The sequence below is a fragment of the Microvirga aerilata genome (genome assembly GCF_016743775.1).
GTDB classification, from domain to species: domain Bacteria; phylum Pseudomonadota; class Alphaproteobacteria; order Rhizobiales; family Beijerinckiaceae; genus Microvirga; species Microvirga aerilata.
In genome coordinates this window covers 1-18,245 of the sequence record NZ_JAEQMY010000079.1, presented here as the reverse complement: position 1 = coordinate 18,245, position 18,245 = coordinate 1, and the positions used below count along the sequence as shown (strand labels likewise).

Annotated in this window: 13 protein-coding genes; 1 reads left to right on the top strand and 12 read right to left on the bottom strand. The window is 62.0% G+C overall.

The features are described from left to right. The 3 genes from JKG68_RS26050 to JKG68_RS26040 all read right to left on the bottom strand — a co-directional run. Positions 1–981, bottom strand: a 981-nt coding sequence (locus tag JKG68_RS26050; RefSeq protein ID WP_202064597.1) for an SWIM zinc finger family protein, incomplete at its 3' end; no start/stop codon positions are given. A gap of 5 nt (positions 982–986) precedes the next feature. After that, positions 987–3,683 (bottom strand): DEAD/DEAH box helicase, encoded by a 2,697-nt coding sequence (locus tag JKG68_RS26045; RefSeq protein WP_246515871.1) that lies wholly within the window; start codon positions 3,681–3,683, stop codon positions 987–989. Between the two features lie 818 nt (positions 3,684–4,501). Continuing rightward, complete coding sequence (locus tag JKG68_RS26040) at positions 4,502–4,936, bottom strand: hypothetical protein (RefSeq protein WP_202064594.1); 435 nt, start codon at positions 4,934–4,936, stop codon at positions 4,502–4,504. A gap of 1,668 nt (positions 4,937–6,604) precedes the next feature. On the opposite strand from JKG68_RS26040, the gene JKG68_RS26035 reads away from it, so the two are divergent. Beyond that, the gene (locus JKG68_RS26035; RefSeq protein ID WP_202064592.1) at positions 6,605–7,873 is read left to right on the top strand and encodes a sigma-54-dependent transcriptional regulator; all 1,269 of its coding nucleotides are present in this window, start codon (positions 6,605–6,607) and stop codon (positions 7,871–7,873) included. Here JKG68_RS26035 and JKG68_RS26030 read toward each other — a convergent pair. The 9 genes from JKG68_RS26030 to JKG68_RS33020 form a co-directional block, all read right to left on the bottom strand. Then, positions 7,827–8,615, bottom strand: a complete 789-nt coding sequence (locus JKG68_RS26030; RefSeq protein ID WP_202064590.1) for an amidohydrolase family protein — start codon at positions 8,613–8,615, stop codon at positions 7,827–7,829. The two genes, JKG68_RS26035 and JKG68_RS26030, sit on opposite strands and share 47 nt — an antisense overlap. 452 nt (positions 8,616–9,067) lie before the next feature. After that, the gene (locus tag JKG68_RS26025; RefSeq protein ID WP_202064588.1) at positions 9,068–9,661 is read right to left on the bottom strand and encodes a hypothetical protein; all 594 of its coding nucleotides are present in this window, start codon (positions 9,659–9,661) and stop codon (positions 9,068–9,070) included. Positions 9,662–9,827: 166 nt separating this feature from the next. Beyond that, positions 9,828–11,333: an N-acetylmuramoyl-L-alanine amidase gene (locus JKG68_RS26020; protein WP_246515869.1), complete on the bottom strand. Its 1,506-nt coding sequence runs from the start codon at positions 11,331–11,333 to the stop codon at positions 9,828–9,830. Positions 11,334–11,344: 11 nt separating this feature from the next. Further along, positions 11,345–12,409: an aminotransferase class I/II-fold pyridoxal phosphate-dependent enzyme gene (locus JKG68_RS26015; RefSeq protein WP_202064586.1), complete on the bottom strand. Its 1,065-nt coding sequence runs from the start codon at positions 12,407–12,409 to the stop codon at positions 11,345–11,347. 11 nt (positions 12,410–12,420) lie between these two features. Then, complete coding sequence (locus JKG68_RS26010; RefSeq protein ID WP_202064583.1) at positions 12,421–14,361, bottom strand: hypothetical protein; 1,941 nt, start codon at positions 14,359–14,361, stop codon at positions 12,421–12,423. Positions 14,362–14,592: 231 nt separating this feature from the next. Next, positions 14,593–15,867: a hypothetical protein gene (locus JKG68_RS26005; RefSeq protein ID WP_202064581.1), complete on the bottom strand. Its 1,275-nt coding sequence runs from the start codon at positions 15,865–15,867 to the stop codon at positions 14,593–14,595. Positions 15,868–15,879: 12 nt separating this feature from the next. Continuing rightward, entirely contained in the window at positions 15,880–16,605 is a 726-nt protein-coding gene (locus tag JKG68_RS26000; RefSeq protein ID WP_202064579.1) for a hypothetical protein, read from the bottom strand. Positions 16,606–17,799: 1,194 nt separating this feature from the next. Continuing rightward, positions 17,800–17,940 (bottom strand): hypothetical protein, encoded by a 141-nt coding sequence (locus tag JKG68_RS25995; RefSeq protein WP_202064577.1) that lies wholly within the window; start codon positions 17,938–17,940, stop codon positions 17,800–17,802. Positions 17,941–18,013: 73 nt separating this feature from the next. Next, the coding region (locus JKG68_RS33020; protein ID WP_210346464.1) for a hypothetical protein at positions 18,014–18,245 on the bottom strand (232 nt) is incomplete at its 5' end.

Genomic DNA, 18,245 nt, shown 5'->3' with positions numbered 1-18,245 from the left:
TTGAATCAGGTGATCGTCGGGGGGGCGAGTTCGCGTGATCGGCTCAGCAGAATGATGCGCCTTATTAGCCTTGCCCCTTTGACGGATCTGCCCTACCGGCAGTGCGGTGTGCCTGTTCGCTTTTGGTGCAGCGGGTGCCGGGCCGGACCGAACGACTGCCTTGCGTCCCGCTGCCTTCGTGCTGGTCCGCTTCTGGCCAGCGCGGGCCACCGGCTCGGGGGCGGCTGGTGCAGCGCCGGGTGCTGCGTTCGCACCATCGCCTCCATCCATGTCCAGGCCGAACAGGGCCGAGAGATCATCAACCTCCAGGGCCTTCCTAGTATCGAGCGGCTGGCTGGAGATTGGCAGCGCCGTTTCGAGATCGGCCACCATATCCTTCTCGTCGACCGCACGCAGCCGGAACAGAAGCTCGGGCCTCTCGTCGAGCCGAGCCCCGACGCCATACAGCACCGCAGCAACGTGCTTGCACATCAAGGCTCCGTCCGGGCAGGTGCACGAGAACCAGATGTCCGACGGCTTCGGGAACAGACCTCTGTCCTGGCGACAGATCCGCTCCATCACGCCCTTGGAGAACCGGCCTTGCAGCAGCTCGATCAGGGAATCGATGCCGCCAGCGCAATCCGCGCAGATCGACCGCCACAGCGCGGGCGCCAGCGCCGTGATGCTGACGGATACCCTGTAGATTGACGATCCACTGACCATCGCCTTGATCTCCAGCGCCGAGATCTGAAGGTCGATCACCGCACCATTGCGCACATAGGTGCGGCCACGCGGCAGGCGGTTGTCGAAATCCTGATAGTTCTCCAGGTTGTCGCACCACGCCTTGCCCCAGAAGGTCCGGGCGATGGTGCGTCCCTCCAGGATGACAGGGGCGACCGGGTGCCCCTTCTTGCGCAGCTTCTCCACCTCGCGAGCAGCTTGCTTCCGGCGCTCCGCAACCGGAACGTAGGAGGGCCATGCTCCATCGAACCAAGGGGCCATCTGCCTTACTCCGTCATGACGGACTTCAGATCAAGAGCCACCATCCGCAGCAGATCCTCATCCTCCATCTCGGTCAGATTGATCTCGTCTCCGCCGGCCAGCAGATCGTCCGACAGACCCTTCTTCGCCTCGATCAGGGCATCGATCTTCTCCTCCACTGTACCCTGGCAGACAAATTTGTGCACCAGCACGTTGTTCTTCTGGCCGATCCGGAAGGCGCGGTCCGTGGCTTGGTTCTCCAACGCCGGGTTCCACCACCGGTCAAAGTGGACAACGTGAGACGCCGCGGTCAGTGTCAGCCCTGAGCCTCCCGCCTTTAGGGACAGAACGAAGAACGGCACTGTCTCGTCCTCCTGGAAGGTCTGAACCAGCGCATTGCGGTTCTTGACCGCGGTGTCGCCATGCAGGATCAACCCAGGTCGGCCGAAGATCTCACTCAGGTATGCCGCCAGGGGCGCTGTCATCTCGCGGAACTGGGTGAAGACCAGCATTTTCTCCTGGCGGGCGGCGACCACCTCGGCGATCTCGCGCAGGCGAGCCCACTTGCCACTGTCCGCCTCAGCCCACTTGCCATCGTTCAGCCACTGCGAGGGATGATTGCAGATCTGCTTCAGCCGCATCAGTGTCGCCAGCACAATGCCCTTGCGCCGGATCCCGTCAGCGTCCTGCAATGCTTTGGTCAGATCCGTCACCGTCTCGGCATAAAGGGCAGCCTGCTTGCGGCTTAGCGGGCACAGCGCCTTGATCTCCGTCTTGTCCGGCAGGTCGGTGATGACAGTCTTGTCAGTCTTCATCCGGCGCAGGATGTAGGGCCGGACCAGATCGCGCAGCGGGCCGTAGGGGTTATGCGGCCGCTCGGCCAGGGCCTTAGTGTAGCGACTGAACTCCTTTGCGCTTCCGAGCAGGCCGGGGTTGATGAAGTCGAAGATCGACCATAGGTCGCCGAGGTGGTTTTCCACCGGCGTTCCGGTCAGGGCGATCCGGGCCTCGGCCTGCAGGGCCTTGGCTGCCCGGGTCTGCTTGGCATTAGGGTTCTTGATCGCCTGCGCCTCGTCCAGCACGAAGAAGCGCCAGGACGTTTGGCCCAGCACCGGCAGGCGCAGCAGCGAGCCATAGCTGGTGATCACCAGATCCAGGTCGGACAATCCCTCTACTGTCACCTGCTCGAGGTCTTCGGCTGCCATTACCGAGGGATGCACGATCCTCGCATTCAGCCCGGGGGCAAAGCGCTCGATCTCCGCCGCCCAGTTGGCCAGCAGCGATGCCGGAGCGACCAGCAGGTTCGGCTTGCGCGCAGCTGTCTTCCGCTTCTGGATCAGCAGCAGCGATAAGACCTGGATGGTCTTGCCCAGCCCCATGTCGTCAGCGAGGCAGGCACCCAGCCCAAGCCCGCTCAGGAGATGGAGCCACTCGACGCCTGCTTGCTGGTAGGGGCGCAAGCGTCCCTTCAGGGCTGGACCCGGATCAACACCGGCACCGTCGGGGTTGCGCAGCGCCCTCAGCGTCTCAGTCAGCCACGCTCCGGCCGTGATCTGCGACCAGTCGGCAGCCGCGGCGGGCTCGTCATCCCCGATAGCGTCGGCACCGGCCAACAGGCGCATGGCCTCTGCAAAGGTGAGCCCCTCCTGCTCGGCGAGAGCCTGCACCTCGTTGAAGCGGCGCATCGCACGTTCTAAACGCGGACGATCGATCTCCACCCATTGGCCCCGCAGCAGCACCAGCGTCTCGGTACCAGCGAGCAAGGTGGCCATTTCCTCGGCGGTGAGCGGCTCACCCTCCAGGCTCACGTCCATGTGGAAGTCGAGCAGGGCGTCAAGACCTGTTCCGGATGGCGGACGGCTCCCAACCGTGGCGGTAACCTGCGGGCGCGGCGGGCGGCCCGCCCGCCAGTGGGCGGGCAGGCGCACGACCACACCGGCGCTTTCCAGGCCAGGCACGCTGTTCAGGAGCCGTGCGGCCTCGGCTGGACTCCAGCGTAGGGGATGAAAGATCTCTCCGGCATCGACCATGGCTTTGACCCAGCCGAAGCGCTCCGCCGCCCGCTGCACCGGCACCAGGAGCGACAACAGCTTGTCTCGGTTGGCGGCACCGGCGTATTCGCGCAGTGCCTGACCAAGCGGCACATGCTGGACCCTCGCCTGGGCCGACAGGCGCGTGGTGTAGGTGGCCAGGAAGGCAAAGGGCCGCTCCGGGTCGCGGCGGTTCTCGGCCAGATTGAAGTGGACGCGGCCGATCAGGTTCCAGGCTGGATTCAGCGTCTTGAGGAAGGTTTGCAGGTCGTTGGTGGATGCTGCCAATGACCTGGTGAACGCAGTGGCGAGATCGGCCCACAGCCCACTCAGGATGTCGGTGGTCAGGTATTCCGCCCCCGGCATCATCGGGGCGGTCAGCATGAGTGTGGCAAGTTCGGCCTCGGCCGGTGGGGCGATGGCGGACAGGGAAGCGGCGGACGGCCCCTCTCCGCCCCCATCTGATCCGTGAAGACAGACCGCCTCCACATAGCGCACCGCGAAATCGCGCCACCAGATGAAGGCAGGCGGCAAGAATTGGCCGATCTCGCCCGCGCCAAGCTGCATTAGCCCATGCCCGGTGCCACGGCCGAACGCCTCGGCCAGCCGTGCTGCCACTTTGTCATCCAGGGTGGGCGCGTCGTCCGCCTCCTCCAGCAGGAGGTGCCCGCGCGGGGTGAGACGCAAGTTCATACTAGGCATGATGGCTGAGCCAATTCCGAAATGTTTCTATATCTGAACCGGAACCGAAGGTCGCCCCCTCGTGAGGGAAGCGCAAGATCGTGGTGTAGCGACACAAAATGGAAGTTCGGTGGGGTTACGATCGGTGCCGATGATGCCCCGCTGACGCTATCGATCCGCCAACAAACGCAAGCACTTGATGGAAGCCGGCTCGGTTTCAGCATTCGACACTGATTCACACCCACTCATAGGCCGAGCCGAGCAGGTTGGCCTCGGCAGCGCCTTGTCGCATGGATGAGCGAGTTGGAAACTGCGGCTGGGTAGCGTAGCGACCTGTTCGCCGTCTGAGCAAAGACCCCTCATGCCCTTCAAGGCTCATGCCGCTCGCCGTCACCACATTCCCAAGCAGTGACACCCGGTGATGAACTGGGCCGAATACGATGCGGCCCTGCGCCAGAGAGGAAGTCTCACAGTCTGGTTCTCGGAAAAGACGATTCTGGAGGTACTGTTCACCTTCAGGCGGACAGCACGACCTGCGGCGACCACCGTGGACAATCGATTCTTATGGGGACGACGGGACACCCGGTCCTTCCGCACGGCGCGCCGGAGATGATCCCGCAGCCAACTACAAGGGCATGGGAGACCACCCGGGACGTTCCATGTCCCCGTGAGCGGGCATCACAATCGTCCCTGGCACCACTCGGCCCGACTGAACGCCGTCGGCGCCTCGCGGTTGCAACTGGCATCGATGTGCCGTCTGGCCAGCTTCGTCGCCCCTTCCTCCCCGTAGCTTAGGGCGGCCGAAGCCCAGTCCTGTTGGCCGGATACGCTCAGCGCACGTCCTTCACGGGCCATCTCGCCCCAAGGTTCGACCGAGTGCCGCGGCTCGGCAGTTCATCCTGCCTCCGTCTGGACAGGACATCCGCGAAGGCTCTCAAGGCATCCGCCAGGATCTCGCGTCCATCCTGCGAGCCGATCATGCTCCCGACGGTTTCGAACCAGTTGTGGGGTTGGCTTGTGCGTGACGCTGTCGTCTCTGATGCGTCGCCGGAGGCCAGACCGGCTCTCCCGGACGAAGGTCGTGACTGGTTCGGAACGGTAACCGATCTCACATCGGCCTTCGACCTGTTGACCGCTCTCGGCTGCGCGCGCACTTTCGACACCGGGTGAGCCTTGGATCGTCCTATGCCAGCTTTCGTACGGCTATCGGTTACCTTGCGGGTTTCGGGCGACGGCGCGGTGCGGGTCGTTCGGGATTTGGCCATGGCAACTATTCCCTTCCTGCCCCCGGGTTAGCCTCCCAGCCTCTACATACTACAGCACCCGCCGAACAATACAAACAACGCGCCGGCTTCCTGTTCCTGCCCGCGCGGGAACACGGGGAGCAGCCGTTCCATGAATACTGCTCCAGAACCACCCCAGTTATGTCACTGCTGACATAGCGCGTGCCATCGCGTGCCGCGCTTCTTTCCTACCGAGATGAAGCCGGGCCGCAGAGGGCGAGGCTCCAGTAATGGAAGCAAAAATCCGGCGCAGGACCATCATCGCCCTCCTTGCGCGGCATCCATGCGGGTATGGGTGAGATCTTCTCACATACGGAAACCGGCGGGCGCACGTGATTATCATGTTGCTAGGATCATGTCCGGAACCCATCCCGTAGGATGAGCCATGAGCGGACATGATGTCATCAGCGCGGCCAGCACGATGCACGCGCAGGTTCGTAGGCCTTCTCCGCTCCGGGTGAAACACGAAAGTGCGCCTCCGCCTGTACACACTTGGAAATTTTGCCTATGGACGTCGGATTATGCCAAGAAGGGCCGTCGTTCGATGGTTGGCTACCACACATGGACCGGCGAGCTCCCGGCCACCTTGATCTCTGCATGTGGCTGTCGCAGCTGACGACCCCATCAATCGGCAGTGGCCCGGCTCCAGTTCCGCAGTGGCGCTGAGCACGCCGTTTCCTTGGAGAGAGCGATGCTGGATGATCCACGAGGTTTGCGTGTCGAAGTGAAACCACAGTCAAACCTGATGCGCACCCACGGCCATGTCGCGACAGGCCTTCCCATCGATCATGCGCTCTGGCATTGGGCCAACGACTCAGCTGGATCGTTCGCTGAGCCTCCAAGACGTACGACAAGGGCGCATGAGGCACCCCACGCGTACGCGGAACGGGGCACGCGCGACTGCATGCCTGATGATTATTGCAGGACGCGACCTGGCCCGCGGGCGGATGAAGCGAACGGCGGACCGGCGCTCCCACGAAGGAGACGGCGACGTATAGGTGGCGCACGCCACCGAACCCGGGGCTAGTGCGTGCTCGAAGCCACTTTGCTCTTGGTCCCTCTCAAAACAGCTTGTTGCCCGCGCAGGGACGCGTCGACACGGCGGGCTGAAGAAGCACTGATCAACAAGTGCGCTGTGCACAATGGTGTCTTGTGCCTGCACGCAAGACGCTGTTCGCGGATAGGTATGATTGGTCATCGCGCATGCAACCCGTCACGAGAGCGCCTGGTTGGCACGAGAATTGCCGCCAAATACTTGATTGTGGAGTATTCCCGCTATCAAGAGCGGGACGGATATGCATCAAAGGCAGAGATTTTACGAACAAGAACTTGATCGCGATGTAAGTTTCCCGTAGAATTCTAAGGATTTTTCAGTGATGCGCCCCTGCACCGGGGGCCGTTGTTGCGATGAGTACGGATCCAAGGGTTCGTCTTCCCACTGTGCAGATCTGATCATTCTGGCCCTTACGACCCACAGTCAATTGCAAGATTATAAGGGAGCTCATCCCGATGGTGCACAGTTCCAGTCACAGTCGGTCCCCGACTTCGGGTCCTGCAAGGACGCTGCAAGATCACGTGTGGATTCATTTCTGTTCGGGTGTCGAAGCAGGCACACGTCGCGCGGTTATGGAGAGCCTATCAGCGTGTGGCATGGATCCGGATCCCGCCGGCTTTGGACAGAGCGGCTACGGAGTCGTTGTGTGCCAACGGCTCGAGAAGGATGTGCTCACTGCTGTTCACAACGCCAGCAAGGATGCGCGATTGCTGGTGTTGGTAGTAGGCTCGCGCGGCAAGCCCTGCTCCGACATGTGGACCTTCATGGCCGCCGGCGCGTCGGACGTTCTGCTATGGCAAACGGATCCTCCGTCTGGCGAGCAGGTTCAGGCACGCCTGCAGCGTTGGAAGCATGTAGACGAGCTGGCCGGCAGTGAGCTTGTGACGGGTTCTCTCGTTGGAGCGAGCCAGTCGTGGCGTGCGCTCGTCCGCCAGGTCGTCGAGATCGCCGCGTACTCACAGGGTCCGGTTCTGATCGTTGGAGAGAGTGGGACCGGCAAGGAATTGATCTCGCGGCTCATCCACACCCTGGATGCACGCCGAAGCAAAGGCGATCTCGTCATCGTCGACTGCACGACCATCTCGATGGAGCTTTCAGGCAGCGAGTTCTTCGGACACGAGCGTGGTGCGTTCACTGGTGCGGTGGCACCTCGGGACGGCGCCTTCACCCTGGCCAACGGCGGGACACTGTTTCTTGACGAAATCGGCGAGTTGCCGCTGCCATTGCAAGCCCAACTGCTGCGTGTGATCCAGGAGGGAAAGTTCAAACGCGTCGGAGCCAACAATTGGCAGCATACTCAGTTTCGGTTGATTGCAGCCACAAACCGGAATCTTGAAGCCAGCATTGCCGCCGGCACATTCCGCGCTGACCTTTATCATCGTATCGCGGGCTGGGTTTGCAGGACACCGTCATTGCGAGACCGCATGGACGATGTTCTTCTGCTGGCACGCCACTTTCAGGCCGAGTTCAACAGGGACAGTGGTTGCGAGGGGTTCGACGAAACTGTGTGCCAGTATCTCATCAGTCGCGAGTACCCCGGCAATGTCCGCGACTTAAGGCGCCTCGTTGCGCGTCTCTGCCACCGCCATGCCGGGCCTGGTCCGATCACATTGGGTGACGTGCCGGTTGACGAGAGGCCGGAATCCGGTTGCCCCATAAGTTCTTGGCGTAGCGAGAGCTTTGAACAAGCGATTCGACGTGCCGTCGACCAAGGGGTAGGTTTGAAGGAGATCGGCCAAGCGGCGGAAGACCTCGCCATCCGGATTGCACTGGAGCATGAGCATCGCAGCGTTCAGCGTGCCGCAGACCGGCTTGGCGTCACGCCGCGTACGCTGCAGCTGCGGCGCGCCGCTCACGCCCATTAGTCGGCTCTCGCCGATGCGGAGTTCCAATCAAACGGAGCACGTTGCCGCCGAGGATGAGGCGTTCCTCGTGCGCCGGCAGCCTGAGGGCATGGACCTTTGCCATTTCAACCGCGGGGTGGAGCCAAGGGCCGTCGCTTCCGAACAGGATTTTGCGGGCCCCCGCACGCCGCACCGCCTGTAGTAGCATGTCGAACCGCCGTACGCCTGACGTGTCCGCGTATACATTTGGATGACGCACCAGATGGTCCGTGACGCCAAGTTGAGCCCGCCAGTCGTCTGCGAAGCTGCCGAGATGAGGGATGATAAAGTTTACCTCCGGGTACTCCTTCGCAAGAAGCTCGATCGCAGCTACGTCTCCTGTGATGTCGTACAGGATCGGGATGCGCCAGGTGCGTGCCGCTTCGCAGACCTCACGTGTGATCGGCGCGTCGTGCCGATGCACTTTGATCCCGCGAAAACCATACCGCTCAACCGCTGTGGCGATCATTTCAGTGACATGTCCGCGGTCTGACGCTGGGTGCACCATAGCGAACCCCCACAGTCTTCGCGGATGCGCGGCGACGATCCGGGCCAGTTCGGCATTCGCTCGCGCGTAATTGGAGTGAAACGCTGGGAACACAATGGTCCGGCCAATCCCAGCTGCCGCCGCGCGGCGAAGATAATCGCCCAGCGGAGCGTCCGTATCCCACGGTCCCGTCAGTCCGTCTCCCTTCCCGGCATGACAATGACAGTCGACGATCATGGCGTAGGCTCTTGTATCAAAGCACACCGTCGGGCGAGCCCATCGATGAAACGGGTGCCCGCGGTGATGCCACAATGGAGGCTTGGCGAATACAGACGCTCATCAAATCCATGCATGCGGTCGTTCGGCATCGCGAACCCCATGAGGGCGGTGGGAACACACCAGCTGGGGGCGCCTGGAGCCGTTCGGCGATGGTATGCCCTTGAGCCGACACCTTCCGGATCCGCTCCAAGCCGATGCTGCGCAAATATTTGGTCAACCACGCGGCGCAGCGCGAGACCTGCCCGCGCTGCGCGTGATCCGAGCTGACACTGTCAAAGCGCACGAACTCCATCAGTTCGCGTACGAACGGTGGCCCACCAGCGCGGGCGAAGGCAACAGCATCTCTCGTTGGCTCGCTTGCGGGACGGATGGCGAACGCGTGGTGAGTATCCATCTTTGCTGGCCCGCGTCTACAGGTCCATCAGCACGATGCGTCTGCCGCGGCGCAACCAGCGGCCGGAAGCCGGCCTTCCCTCGCCGCCATAGCCGCTTTCCTGTTCCATCTCGCCGTACTCACCTTCGTAGCTTTCGAGCTCCCCAAGACTCGTTGCGGCCTCCAGTTCCTGGGGGTTGAACCCGGGAACATTGTTTTGGGCCGCACGGACCAGTGCGTCACGCACCGCTGCCTGCGGATCACCGGTCGCGCTGTTGAGCAGCGCCTGCTGCGTGGCATCGGCGGCGATGCGGACGAAGCGCCGCGCCATCTCGAACTCGGCCTCCTCTTGCTCGAGCTCGTTGAACTCCATCTCCAGCGCCTGGCTAACGGCCGAGCCCAAAGCGGTTCCGATGGCTGTGCCGACGCCTGGGATTGGGATGAACGATCCCAGTGCCCCTCCCACGAACGGCAGAGCCTTTTTCGCCAAGCCTTTGAGGGCACCACCCAATGGTTTGAGGAGGGGGGCGGCGATTGCGCCGACTTTCTTCAGACCCCTCCCGATGCTCTTGAACATTTTGCCGAGAAACTGTTCCAGTTCCTCCTCGCTTTGGATACCCATCAGCTCCATAGCGAGTTCAACCTCCTGTTCCTCGCTGAGCGGGGACGCCTGCGGACCTGGGGTAAACCGTTGCATCGGCATGAGGGCGTTGCGCTGAGCCCGGCAGTGTGAGCATGTGCATGTCATCATGTGCATAACATCTCTCCCTTCGAAATGCCGAACCGATAGCCGAGGATCACGTCCAGGCTTCGGTTGAGAGTGGCAGGACCTCGAGCTCCCGCGTCTTCACGTTGGTGAGCGGCCCGCCTTGAGTTCTCGTGCCCCAGTGCCGGATTGTGGCAGACTCAACGCGCGAGAGTTTAGATGGGTCGGCGCCAGCGAGCGGGGTGAGCTTGACTGCGTAGTCGCCCACATTGGCGTCGTGTTTCTTCATGTACCAGAGGTGGGTGGCCAAACGCCGCTGCAGATTGTCGGCGCGTCCGGCGTAGAGCCGCTTGCCACCTTTGAAGAGCGTGTAGATGCCAGGGCCCTTGGCACGTGGATCCCGGAGCGCCTCGGCGAACGGCACCTCACCCTCAAAGTTGCCTTCCGGCTCGCCTCGCCAGAGCTCGTCCTCTGTCTCTTCGCCTTCTTCGAAGTTGAATTCGGTCTGGAAGCCGACTTCCGCCTCCGCCTCGCGGACGAGCCCGCTTGTCCCCCATGTGCGCCACGCATCAAGGATCGGCTTGCCACTCCCAACTTTGAAGCCGGGTCCTCCGTCACTCAAACCGAGGGTGGTGACCGCCCACTGGCCGACGTTGTACCAGATGTCCGGTCCAGGATCGTTCTCGCGCGTGTCGCTTGACTGGCGGTGCGCCAGAACCGTGCGCAGTCCGATCGTTCTGACGAGGTGTCGGACGAGGCAGCGACCTGCTTCGATCTGTGCGGCGGTGACTTTGTTGCGCCCGTAAGTGTCGCCCTTCCACCACTTGCCATGGATGTTCGGAAAATTGCCCGCGAACTCGACAGCGACGCTGCCGTTGTTGAAGCCGTGCGACGCCCAGATCAGCTTGTCCACACCGTGCAGTTGGAGGATCCGTCCATCGGGCAGGATGGCATAATGCGCTTTAATGCCAAGGTAGCTGCGCAATGGATCCCGACGCTGGTGGCAGCAAGCCATCTGGTGCAAGACCAGGGCAAAGACTTTCTTTGTATCCCGCGTGCCCTTTTCGACTGAGCGGTCGGAGCTCGCCGTGAGATCGATGATGTTGCAGCCGCCAAAGCCTTTGACGACCCGCCCCACCACATCGCCGATGCGCTTGGCGGCCGTTCCCATGAAGCCTCCGATGGCGTTGGTCAGTTCGCCCTCGCCGCCATCCGAAGAATCCAGCGCGCCACCGTCATCAGCAGGCGAGGAAGTCTGGGGACATGGGGGAGGCGGAGGACAGACGCAAGCTGACGGATAGGGCTGTGGCTCGAAGGCAAACGGAGAGTATCCGTTGCCTGGAACGAGCCAGCGTTGTTGCGGTCTCGGAAGCCGCGGATTAGGGGACCATTGAATGTCTCCCCTGTCTGGGCGGAGCCAAGCGGCGGCACCGCGCCGGAACTTTTGCGGAGCGGCGCCCGGGCGCATGGGTGAACCGCGAAACCTGCCACTCCCTGGGGAGCGGGCGCGAAATGCCCCACGCCAGGCAGTGCCGCGCTCCTCCTCGAACTCACCATTGGCTCCCTCGAACTCAAACGTCTCAAATTCGTTGGTCATCGTTTGCCTCCTCAGGCAGCGAGCAGATGGCCAGCGAGCATGCGCGCGACATGGTCGATGTCGTACTCGCGATGCGTCGCGGTGACGATGAAGGTCAGTTTTACCTTGTCCCGACCCCAGCCGGATGTGAGCAGAACGCGTACGCCGCCGTGGAGAAGATCGCTTTGCAGCCGAAGCGCCTCCGCTCTTGAGCGAACCGGGAACGATTGGACCGGGAATGGCAGTTCGCCGACTGGCGCGAGTCCTACCTGCGCCAGGCGCTCCCTCAGCCGTCGAGCCAATGCGACAAGCCGGTGACGAGCGAAATCACCCCATATGGAGGCCCAGCGCAGAGCTTCGTGGGCCGCCGTAATTACAGCCACCGAGAGTGGACTGCAGTGAAGCCGGGTGCGGCTCTCATGCATGAAGCGCTGCAGCAGGGGCCGTGGCCCGGCTAGCACGGCTGCAGGTGCGCCGAAGGCCTTAGCTAGCGACGCCCCGACCACCACGTTGGAGACACCGACTCCCTGCCAGTGCATCGAACCGCCACCGCCAGTGCCATAGGGCCGATCAGAGGTCGGGTTGCTCCCAAGGACGCCAACTCCCTGTGTATCGTCGAGCACGAGCCATCCACCATGTGCGGCTGCGATCTCCGCAAAGGCCTGCAGAGGAGCCGGCTGGTTGCATGTAGGGCAGTAGCCATCAGCCAGAATGACTGGGCGATGACCGCCTCGCGCGACCTGAACCGCAAGCGTCGCGAGCGCTTGGACGTCGTGGTGGGCAAACATATGCACCGAGCGTCCCCAAACAGCCTCCGCCGCCCAGCGCGCGATGGGGTAGGCGCCTGCGTCGAGCAGGACGGCCATCCGCCCCTGGTGCTTGAGGAAATGCAAAAAGTCCCAAAACAGGTGCAACGTTGACGGGAGGAGCACAGCCGCCGGTTGGCCCTGCAGCCGTGCCAGCGCATTGGCCAAGGCGGCGGCACCGGGCGGTTCCTCAAGCGAGGCCGGCTTCCCCAAGGTCAGTGTGTCCCATGATCCCAACGCTGAGCTGGGATGGCGCAGGCCCAGATACAGGGATGACGTGAAGTCGATCATCACACACTCCCCTACACCGGGGTGACGCTGCGGTGTTGCTGGGCGAGCCGTCGCTGGAGCAGCACTGAGGGCAGCGTGGCCTCGACCTGGGCGTCCGGCTTGTCCGTCGTCAAATCGACGCCTGTTACCGCCCGATACGCATGCGTGTAACCTTGGATCTGCGGCCGGAAAAAGCGTGCCCAGTTGAATGCTTGGATCGGCTCAAATACATCGCTCCAATGGCCCCACCGAATTGATAGCAGCAGCTGTTCGCCGAAGAGGCCAAGGTTACGGAAGTTCAGCACACTTGTGTCGCTCCAGCCCTGCATCTTTTTCATCGCGTCAACGCGATCCATCCACGGTTCCGGATAGGCAACCATGAGGCGGGTCGGCAGGAACTCTCGGAACTCTGGACGTGCCAGCAACCATTGTTGCATCATCATCTCGATGCGCGCGGTTGAGGGCAGGTCGCCGAACTGGTTGTGTGCACCCTGCGACAGGATCAGGTGAACCTCTTTCAGCGCATTGAGCACTGGGAAGGCATCGGCCTTGATCGTGGTGTCGTCATCCTGCCTGTAGAACACCAGGCACAGGCGCAGAAGGTTGTGGAAAGCCTCGAGGAAACGCGAGCGGCTGTCGGCCGGACGCATGGGACCGACGGCTTTCCCCTCTAAGCGGAGGCCATAATGATGGTCGTACTCGTAGTTCCGCCTGACGATGCTCAAGCGATGTTGTTCATCCAGTGTGTACCCCCACAGCAAATTTGACAGCGGGCGCAGCGGATCGATGTCCAGGTTCGCCAACGGATCGCGCTCGCCGGGCCCGCGCACGTTCTGGAAGCGCCGGGCGATCATGTTCAGCGTCTGCACCAGCATGCCCTCCTCGTGCCAGTAGGACCAGATCAGTTCAAGCATGCAGGGATGAGTGAGCTTCTCGCTAAGGATGCCGTGGCAGTCCTGGGCAAGCCCGCCTGGGATTGCGAGGGTGTTTAGCTTGATGCCAATGTCCGGCAGCTTTGAGCGGATCAGGGCGAGGTACGGCAACGTCTGGAGGGTGCCGCCTGCCCCATTGGGGATTGTGACCAGGTAGTCTGAGATCGGCCCTGCGGGTGGGAGGTCCCGGCGGGCGAGGTAGTCCGGATCGCGGACGCGCCCATCGGTGAAGACGCCGCAGTTGATCATTACGAACGCCTCAGTTGCAGCCTTCACTACACGATAGGCATCCGAGTCTGTGAACGGCAGCATCCGCAATGGTTTTAGGCGATCATACTGGTCGCGGCCGATGGCGAATGGAGCCTCGTCGTCTGCGTTCGCCGGGGCACCGCAGAAGATGTGATTCATGAAACGCAGGTACGTGTTGAACGACAACCGTTCCGTGCTCTCGATAATGCCTTGCCAGAACGCCAGATCCGTCGTGGGGGACGTTCCAGTGCGGGACAATGCGACTCCAAGGTTGCCGGTCACCACGTTGGCGGCGACGGGCATAGCTGTCACGTCTGCCATCGTCACAACCTGGGTGGATGAACCCTGCGGAGGAGCTCCGGCGGTGGGTGCGTAGGCAGTTGCGAAGCCTAGGCGGTATTTCTGGTAACCTGGCGCGGTGATCTGCGCAATCGCGACACGTGGATCAGTGGGATCCGTTGATGCGTTCGGCGGCCAAATGAGGCTGACTTCCTCAGCGCCCGTGTCCAAGCCCCGTCCGCTCGCGCGAAACTCAACAATGTCGTTGACGCGGGGCTGCGCGCACGGGATCGGATCGCAGGCGCTAGTAAGGAATCGAGAGTTGATCGTGAACGCGATGCCGAGATCAACCTCAATCTCACGGATGCAGCCCTCGGGAATGTCGAACACCCGTGCCGGCTGCGGGTAATGGTTGACACACACGATGTAGCCGCGGCGCTCCAGTGAATTGAATTGCACAACACCGTTGGAATCGGTTTTCAGGGTTGCGACCCAGTCGGTGGCATCGGGCACGTACCCGTCGGCCGTAGCCCCAGCGGGAGCCCGGTACAGGCTCACGGACGCGTAGGGCACCGGCAAAGGATCGCGACTGCCGTCCGCGCGGTCAACGACCGTGATGATGGCGGATCCGGGACGGCTCGTCCCCATGGTAGGTTGAGGCGCAGGTGCCGGCGTGGAGGACTGGTTTGTGGTCTGTTTGGTTGGGCGTGGGGAGGTGGTCATGACTGACTCCATGAATGAACGTTATGATGACGAAACGCGGGGCACGGTGACGCTCACGGCATTGCGCAGCGCCCAATGGGACAGCAGCTTGGTGAGCAAGTGACTTTCCTCCTCAGGACTGAGGTGACCATCCGCACGGGCTTGGCCGAGCACCGCGAAGACAAGGGTCGGCGGAGTGCGGTACATCTGCGAGGGTTGACGCTGCCAAGCGGCGAACAGCGCTGTCAGGTGTGCAGGCTGTCGCTGTGCGACTTGAAGCACCTCTTGCAGCGAGCGACCCCGCAGAGCGGGCGGACGGTGGTTCACGAGCAGCCCAACAAAGCCGGGCATTGCGGCGAAGATTTCGTCGAAAAGCTCGCGTCGTGTAAGGTCATTACCCTCGATCGGGTAAAAGGAATTCCACAGCTGACTTAACCGCGCCCATTGCTCGTGCGGGAACATGGCCTGGCCCATGGCGCAGGACAGATGCACACGGATCCAGGGGGCCGGATGCGGATCGTCAGGGCTAAGACGGAACACAAACGGCCTCGGAAGGCTCACGACGCTGATCAGGCCCAGAGTGGCCGTAATTCCCAAACGCGCGCATGACCAGAAGTCGCTGACGATCTCGCCAATCCAGCGGTCAAACAGCTTCCACGCTCTGCCTCCTCGGCCGCGCTGCATCCCCTGTATCTGCATGCGAAGGGAGGTTGTGAGGTCGAGCAACGCCGCCGCCTGATGTCCGACCTCATGAATGAGCGAAGATGCAATGCCGCTGCCCACCATGCGCTCGCGGGGCACCCGGATGATCCCCACGGGGTTGAGGCCGCCTCCAGGAAGGCGGGTGCGTGCACGGCGGATCGCAGCGCCTGCGCCGCGATCCAGATAGCAGATCAGGGGCGGTGCCGTGTAGTACTTGTCCGGCAGAGTGAGGGCGTCAGAAGCCACAACGTCGAGACCGGACAGGAATACGCCCGTATCATGCTCACTGCGCTGCGAGATAACATCAGCGAACATGTCGAACTGCGTCAGAACGGCGTTGAACTTGAGACGCAGGATCGAGAAACGTCGCTGCGCCTGAGCTGGGGTTGCCTGGGACCCACCGGGGCCGCGAAGCCACGCGATGAAGCCCAGCACCATGTCGCGTAGTTCCCGCCGCCCCTCGACGAGGTAGCGTTCGGTCGCGCCTTGTGCGTTGATGGGCAAGCTTGCGGCCGGCACCATTGGCTCGATCAGAGCGAAAGGCTTCACGCGCCCCAACCGGGTCAGGAGTGCCCGCGCCTCCTGTTCAAGCATCCACGCAGCGAACGGTGTCATGACGACGTGACCTTAAGCTCCAAAAAGGATGATCTTGTTGCCGCGGCGCACCCAGCGACCGACGCGGCCCTGACCGAAGCTGCCCCTTGATCCACCTTGCATGCCAAGTTGCAGCCCACTCGATGTAGCCATCCCAGATTGGCCGGACGCAGCTTGCAGCAGGCCGGGCGCCAGCTGGCGGGCTGCCGCGATTGCGGCACTTTGCGCGATCGTACGGGGATCCGCGGTGGGTGGTGCGGACGCAGCCTGCTTAACCGTGGTGCCCGCGAGGCGGACAAACTGTTTGGCACCTTCGAACTCGCGATCTTCCTGCTCGTAGAACTCGGCCTCCAGACCCAGGGCGCTGCCTGCAGCCGATGCGAGGCCACTTCCGATCTTGGCGCCGAGGGGGCCGCCGAAGTAGCCGCCGATTGCACCGCCCGCAAGGGGCAGCGCCTTTTTTGCAACCCCCTTCAGAGCACCGCCGACCGCTTGGCCAATGGGAGAGCGCGCCACCTGGCCGACAGCACTTGCTGCCCTGCTCAATAGGTTGCCAAGGAATCGATCGAGCTCGGCCTCGTTCGTGACCTGAAGCAGTTCATTTGCAAGTTCCGCTTCATCTGCTTCGTTGAAAATGGTCTCACCGTAAGTCTCACCATAGGTTTCACCGGACCACTCTTGCTGGCCATACTCGAACTGGTTTCCCTCAAAGTTGGATTCTGGGTTGAACTCAAGGCTTGTACGATCAACGTCATGCATGACGATCTCCTCTTAAAATGGGCGTGAACACTGCGCCCGTGGGTGACCCACCTGGGCCAACTGCTGGATTAGACGCTGTAGGCCCCCTCACTTGCCACCAACCCGGTGCGTAGCGTTGGGCTGAGCGCGCCGCGGCAACTTTTGCTGCGATAGGGGGAGCGAGCTGTCTTGCGGTCAGTGCGGCTTGGCGCGTCGCTTCACCTGCAAGGCGAACGAACGCCTTCGCGGTTTCGAACTCCTGATCTTCAGGGCTCAAGCCCTCGAGCTCGAGACCAAAGAAGCGCCCTCTCGCCTTTGTGTTCAGGCGGGCGGCCGGCGCGGCCGATGAATGGTTCGGTAATGCATGCTGCGCGGCAGTGCTGAGCAGATCAGACAATGCAGCGAGTGTGGGCTCGTTTACAGGTCGCCTCAGCACCGTGCCAGCGCGTCTAACGACGCGGCGGACCACAGATTCGAGTTGCGGCGTCGTGTTGATCTCAAGAAGGTCGATCGCCAAGCTTATCGTATCGACGCTATCGAATACCGCAGGAACTCGGCGCTGCGACGGCTGCCGCTCCGTGGGCGCGTCGAAGGCATCAAAGTCAGGGTTGTAGCCTAGGAGCATGCGGTTCATTGCGGCAGGCCTTTTCGGGTGATCAAGCTCATGTCTTGCAATCAGTTTGAGCCTGAACAACGTGGTCGTTGCCCATGTTATGCAAGTGTCGTGCCAACCACCTTCCCAACGCGTTGCCTGGAGAGACACGAAATTCATTTCGCATCTGGGGCTCAGTAGGACGCATGATGCGAAAGAAATTTCACCTACCCTGACAGGGCTAGCGTGGGGCACGGGATCTTGCCCCGTTAACTCAGGGATTTGAACGAGCCGCGTAGATGGGCAGGCATGACCGCACCCATCAAGTACAAAGGCCTTCGCTTCCCACCTTAGCATCGGAGCAGAAGTCGGATCCGATGAGTTCTGAGTCTCATCAACTCTGGAGCTATCCCGAAGCCGCTGGTGGTGCGTCCACTAGAAGTTCCGACGCTCAAGCCTCATCGAGTTCGCCGAGCCGAGTGGCTCTAAACAATGCCTCCGGGCCTGGAGTGGGATCTGCCGGTGAGCTTCCTTTGGAAGGCGCCTCCGAGCTGCGCCAGCATTGGGTCGACGGCTTTCTGCGTGACCTTCAGCAGCGTATCCCCGAGCGGCACGGTGACTCGCTAACGGGACCAGAACAGATCTACCAGCTCCGGCAGCCAGAAGTTGGGGCAGGTTCTGGTCGTGCCCTGGCTCAACAAGTCACGGGCGAGGATCAGCCGGTAAAGGTCCTTGTGAGCGATGGTGAGCGGATGCTCCAGCACTTGGCGAAGCCTCCAGCTATTGACAGCGTCGATGAAGATCGACTGGCACGTTCCACAGCCTTAGCTTCCCCATTCATGAAGCAAATTTAGCATAAGGTGATTTATGTAACTCATGGTTGCAGAAGTCTCTGTAGTGACAAGCATAAGTGGCAACAAGGCCCACACCGGTGTTGCGCCTGGAGCGGCGACAGCGTTGCGACAAATCAACATAAGTTAAAGAAAAGTTAACGCTGTGTCGGGTTCCCAACAGACCAAACCGTTCGACCGCGTATGCTTCCGAGCTACACAAAACGAATAAGTCACGG

Bases quoted from the DNA above. Each gene is read 5' to 3' on its own strand.
- JKG68_RS26045 (WP_246515871.1), bottom strand. From the start codon at position 3,683: ATGAACTTGCGTCTCACCCCGCGCGGGCACCTCCTGCTGGAGGAGGCG.
- JKG68_RS26040 (WP_202064594.1), bottom strand. From the start codon at position 4,936: ATGGCCAAATCCCGAACGACCCGCACCGCGCCGTCGCCCGAAACCCGC.
- JKG68_RS26035 (WP_202064592.1), top strand. From the start codon at position 6,605: ATGGATCCGGATCCCGCCGGCTTTGGACAGAGCGGCTACGGAGTCGTT.
- JKG68_RS26030 (WP_202064590.1), bottom strand. From the start codon at position 8,615: ATGATCGTCGACTGTCATTGTCATGCCGGGAAGGGAGACGGACTGACG.
- JKG68_RS26025 (WP_202064588.1), bottom strand. From the start codon at position 9,661: ATGGAGCTGATGGGTATCCAAAGCGAGGAGGAACTGGAACAGTTTCTC.
- JKG68_RS26020 (WP_246515869.1), bottom strand. From the start codon at position 11,333: ATGACCAACGAATTTGAGACGTTTGAGTTCGAGGGAGCCAATGGTGAG.
- JKG68_RS26015 (WP_202064586.1), bottom strand. From the start codon at position 12,409: ATGATCGACTTCACGTCATCCCTGTATCTGGGCCTGCGCCATCCCAGC.
- JKG68_RS26005 (WP_202064581.1), bottom strand. From the start codon at position 15,867: ATGACACCGTTCGCTGCGTGGATGCTTGAACAGGAGGCGCGGGCACTC.
- JKG68_RS26000 (WP_202064579.1), bottom strand. From the start codon at position 16,605: ATGCATGACGTTGATCGTACAAGCCTTGAGTTCAACCCAGAATCCAAC.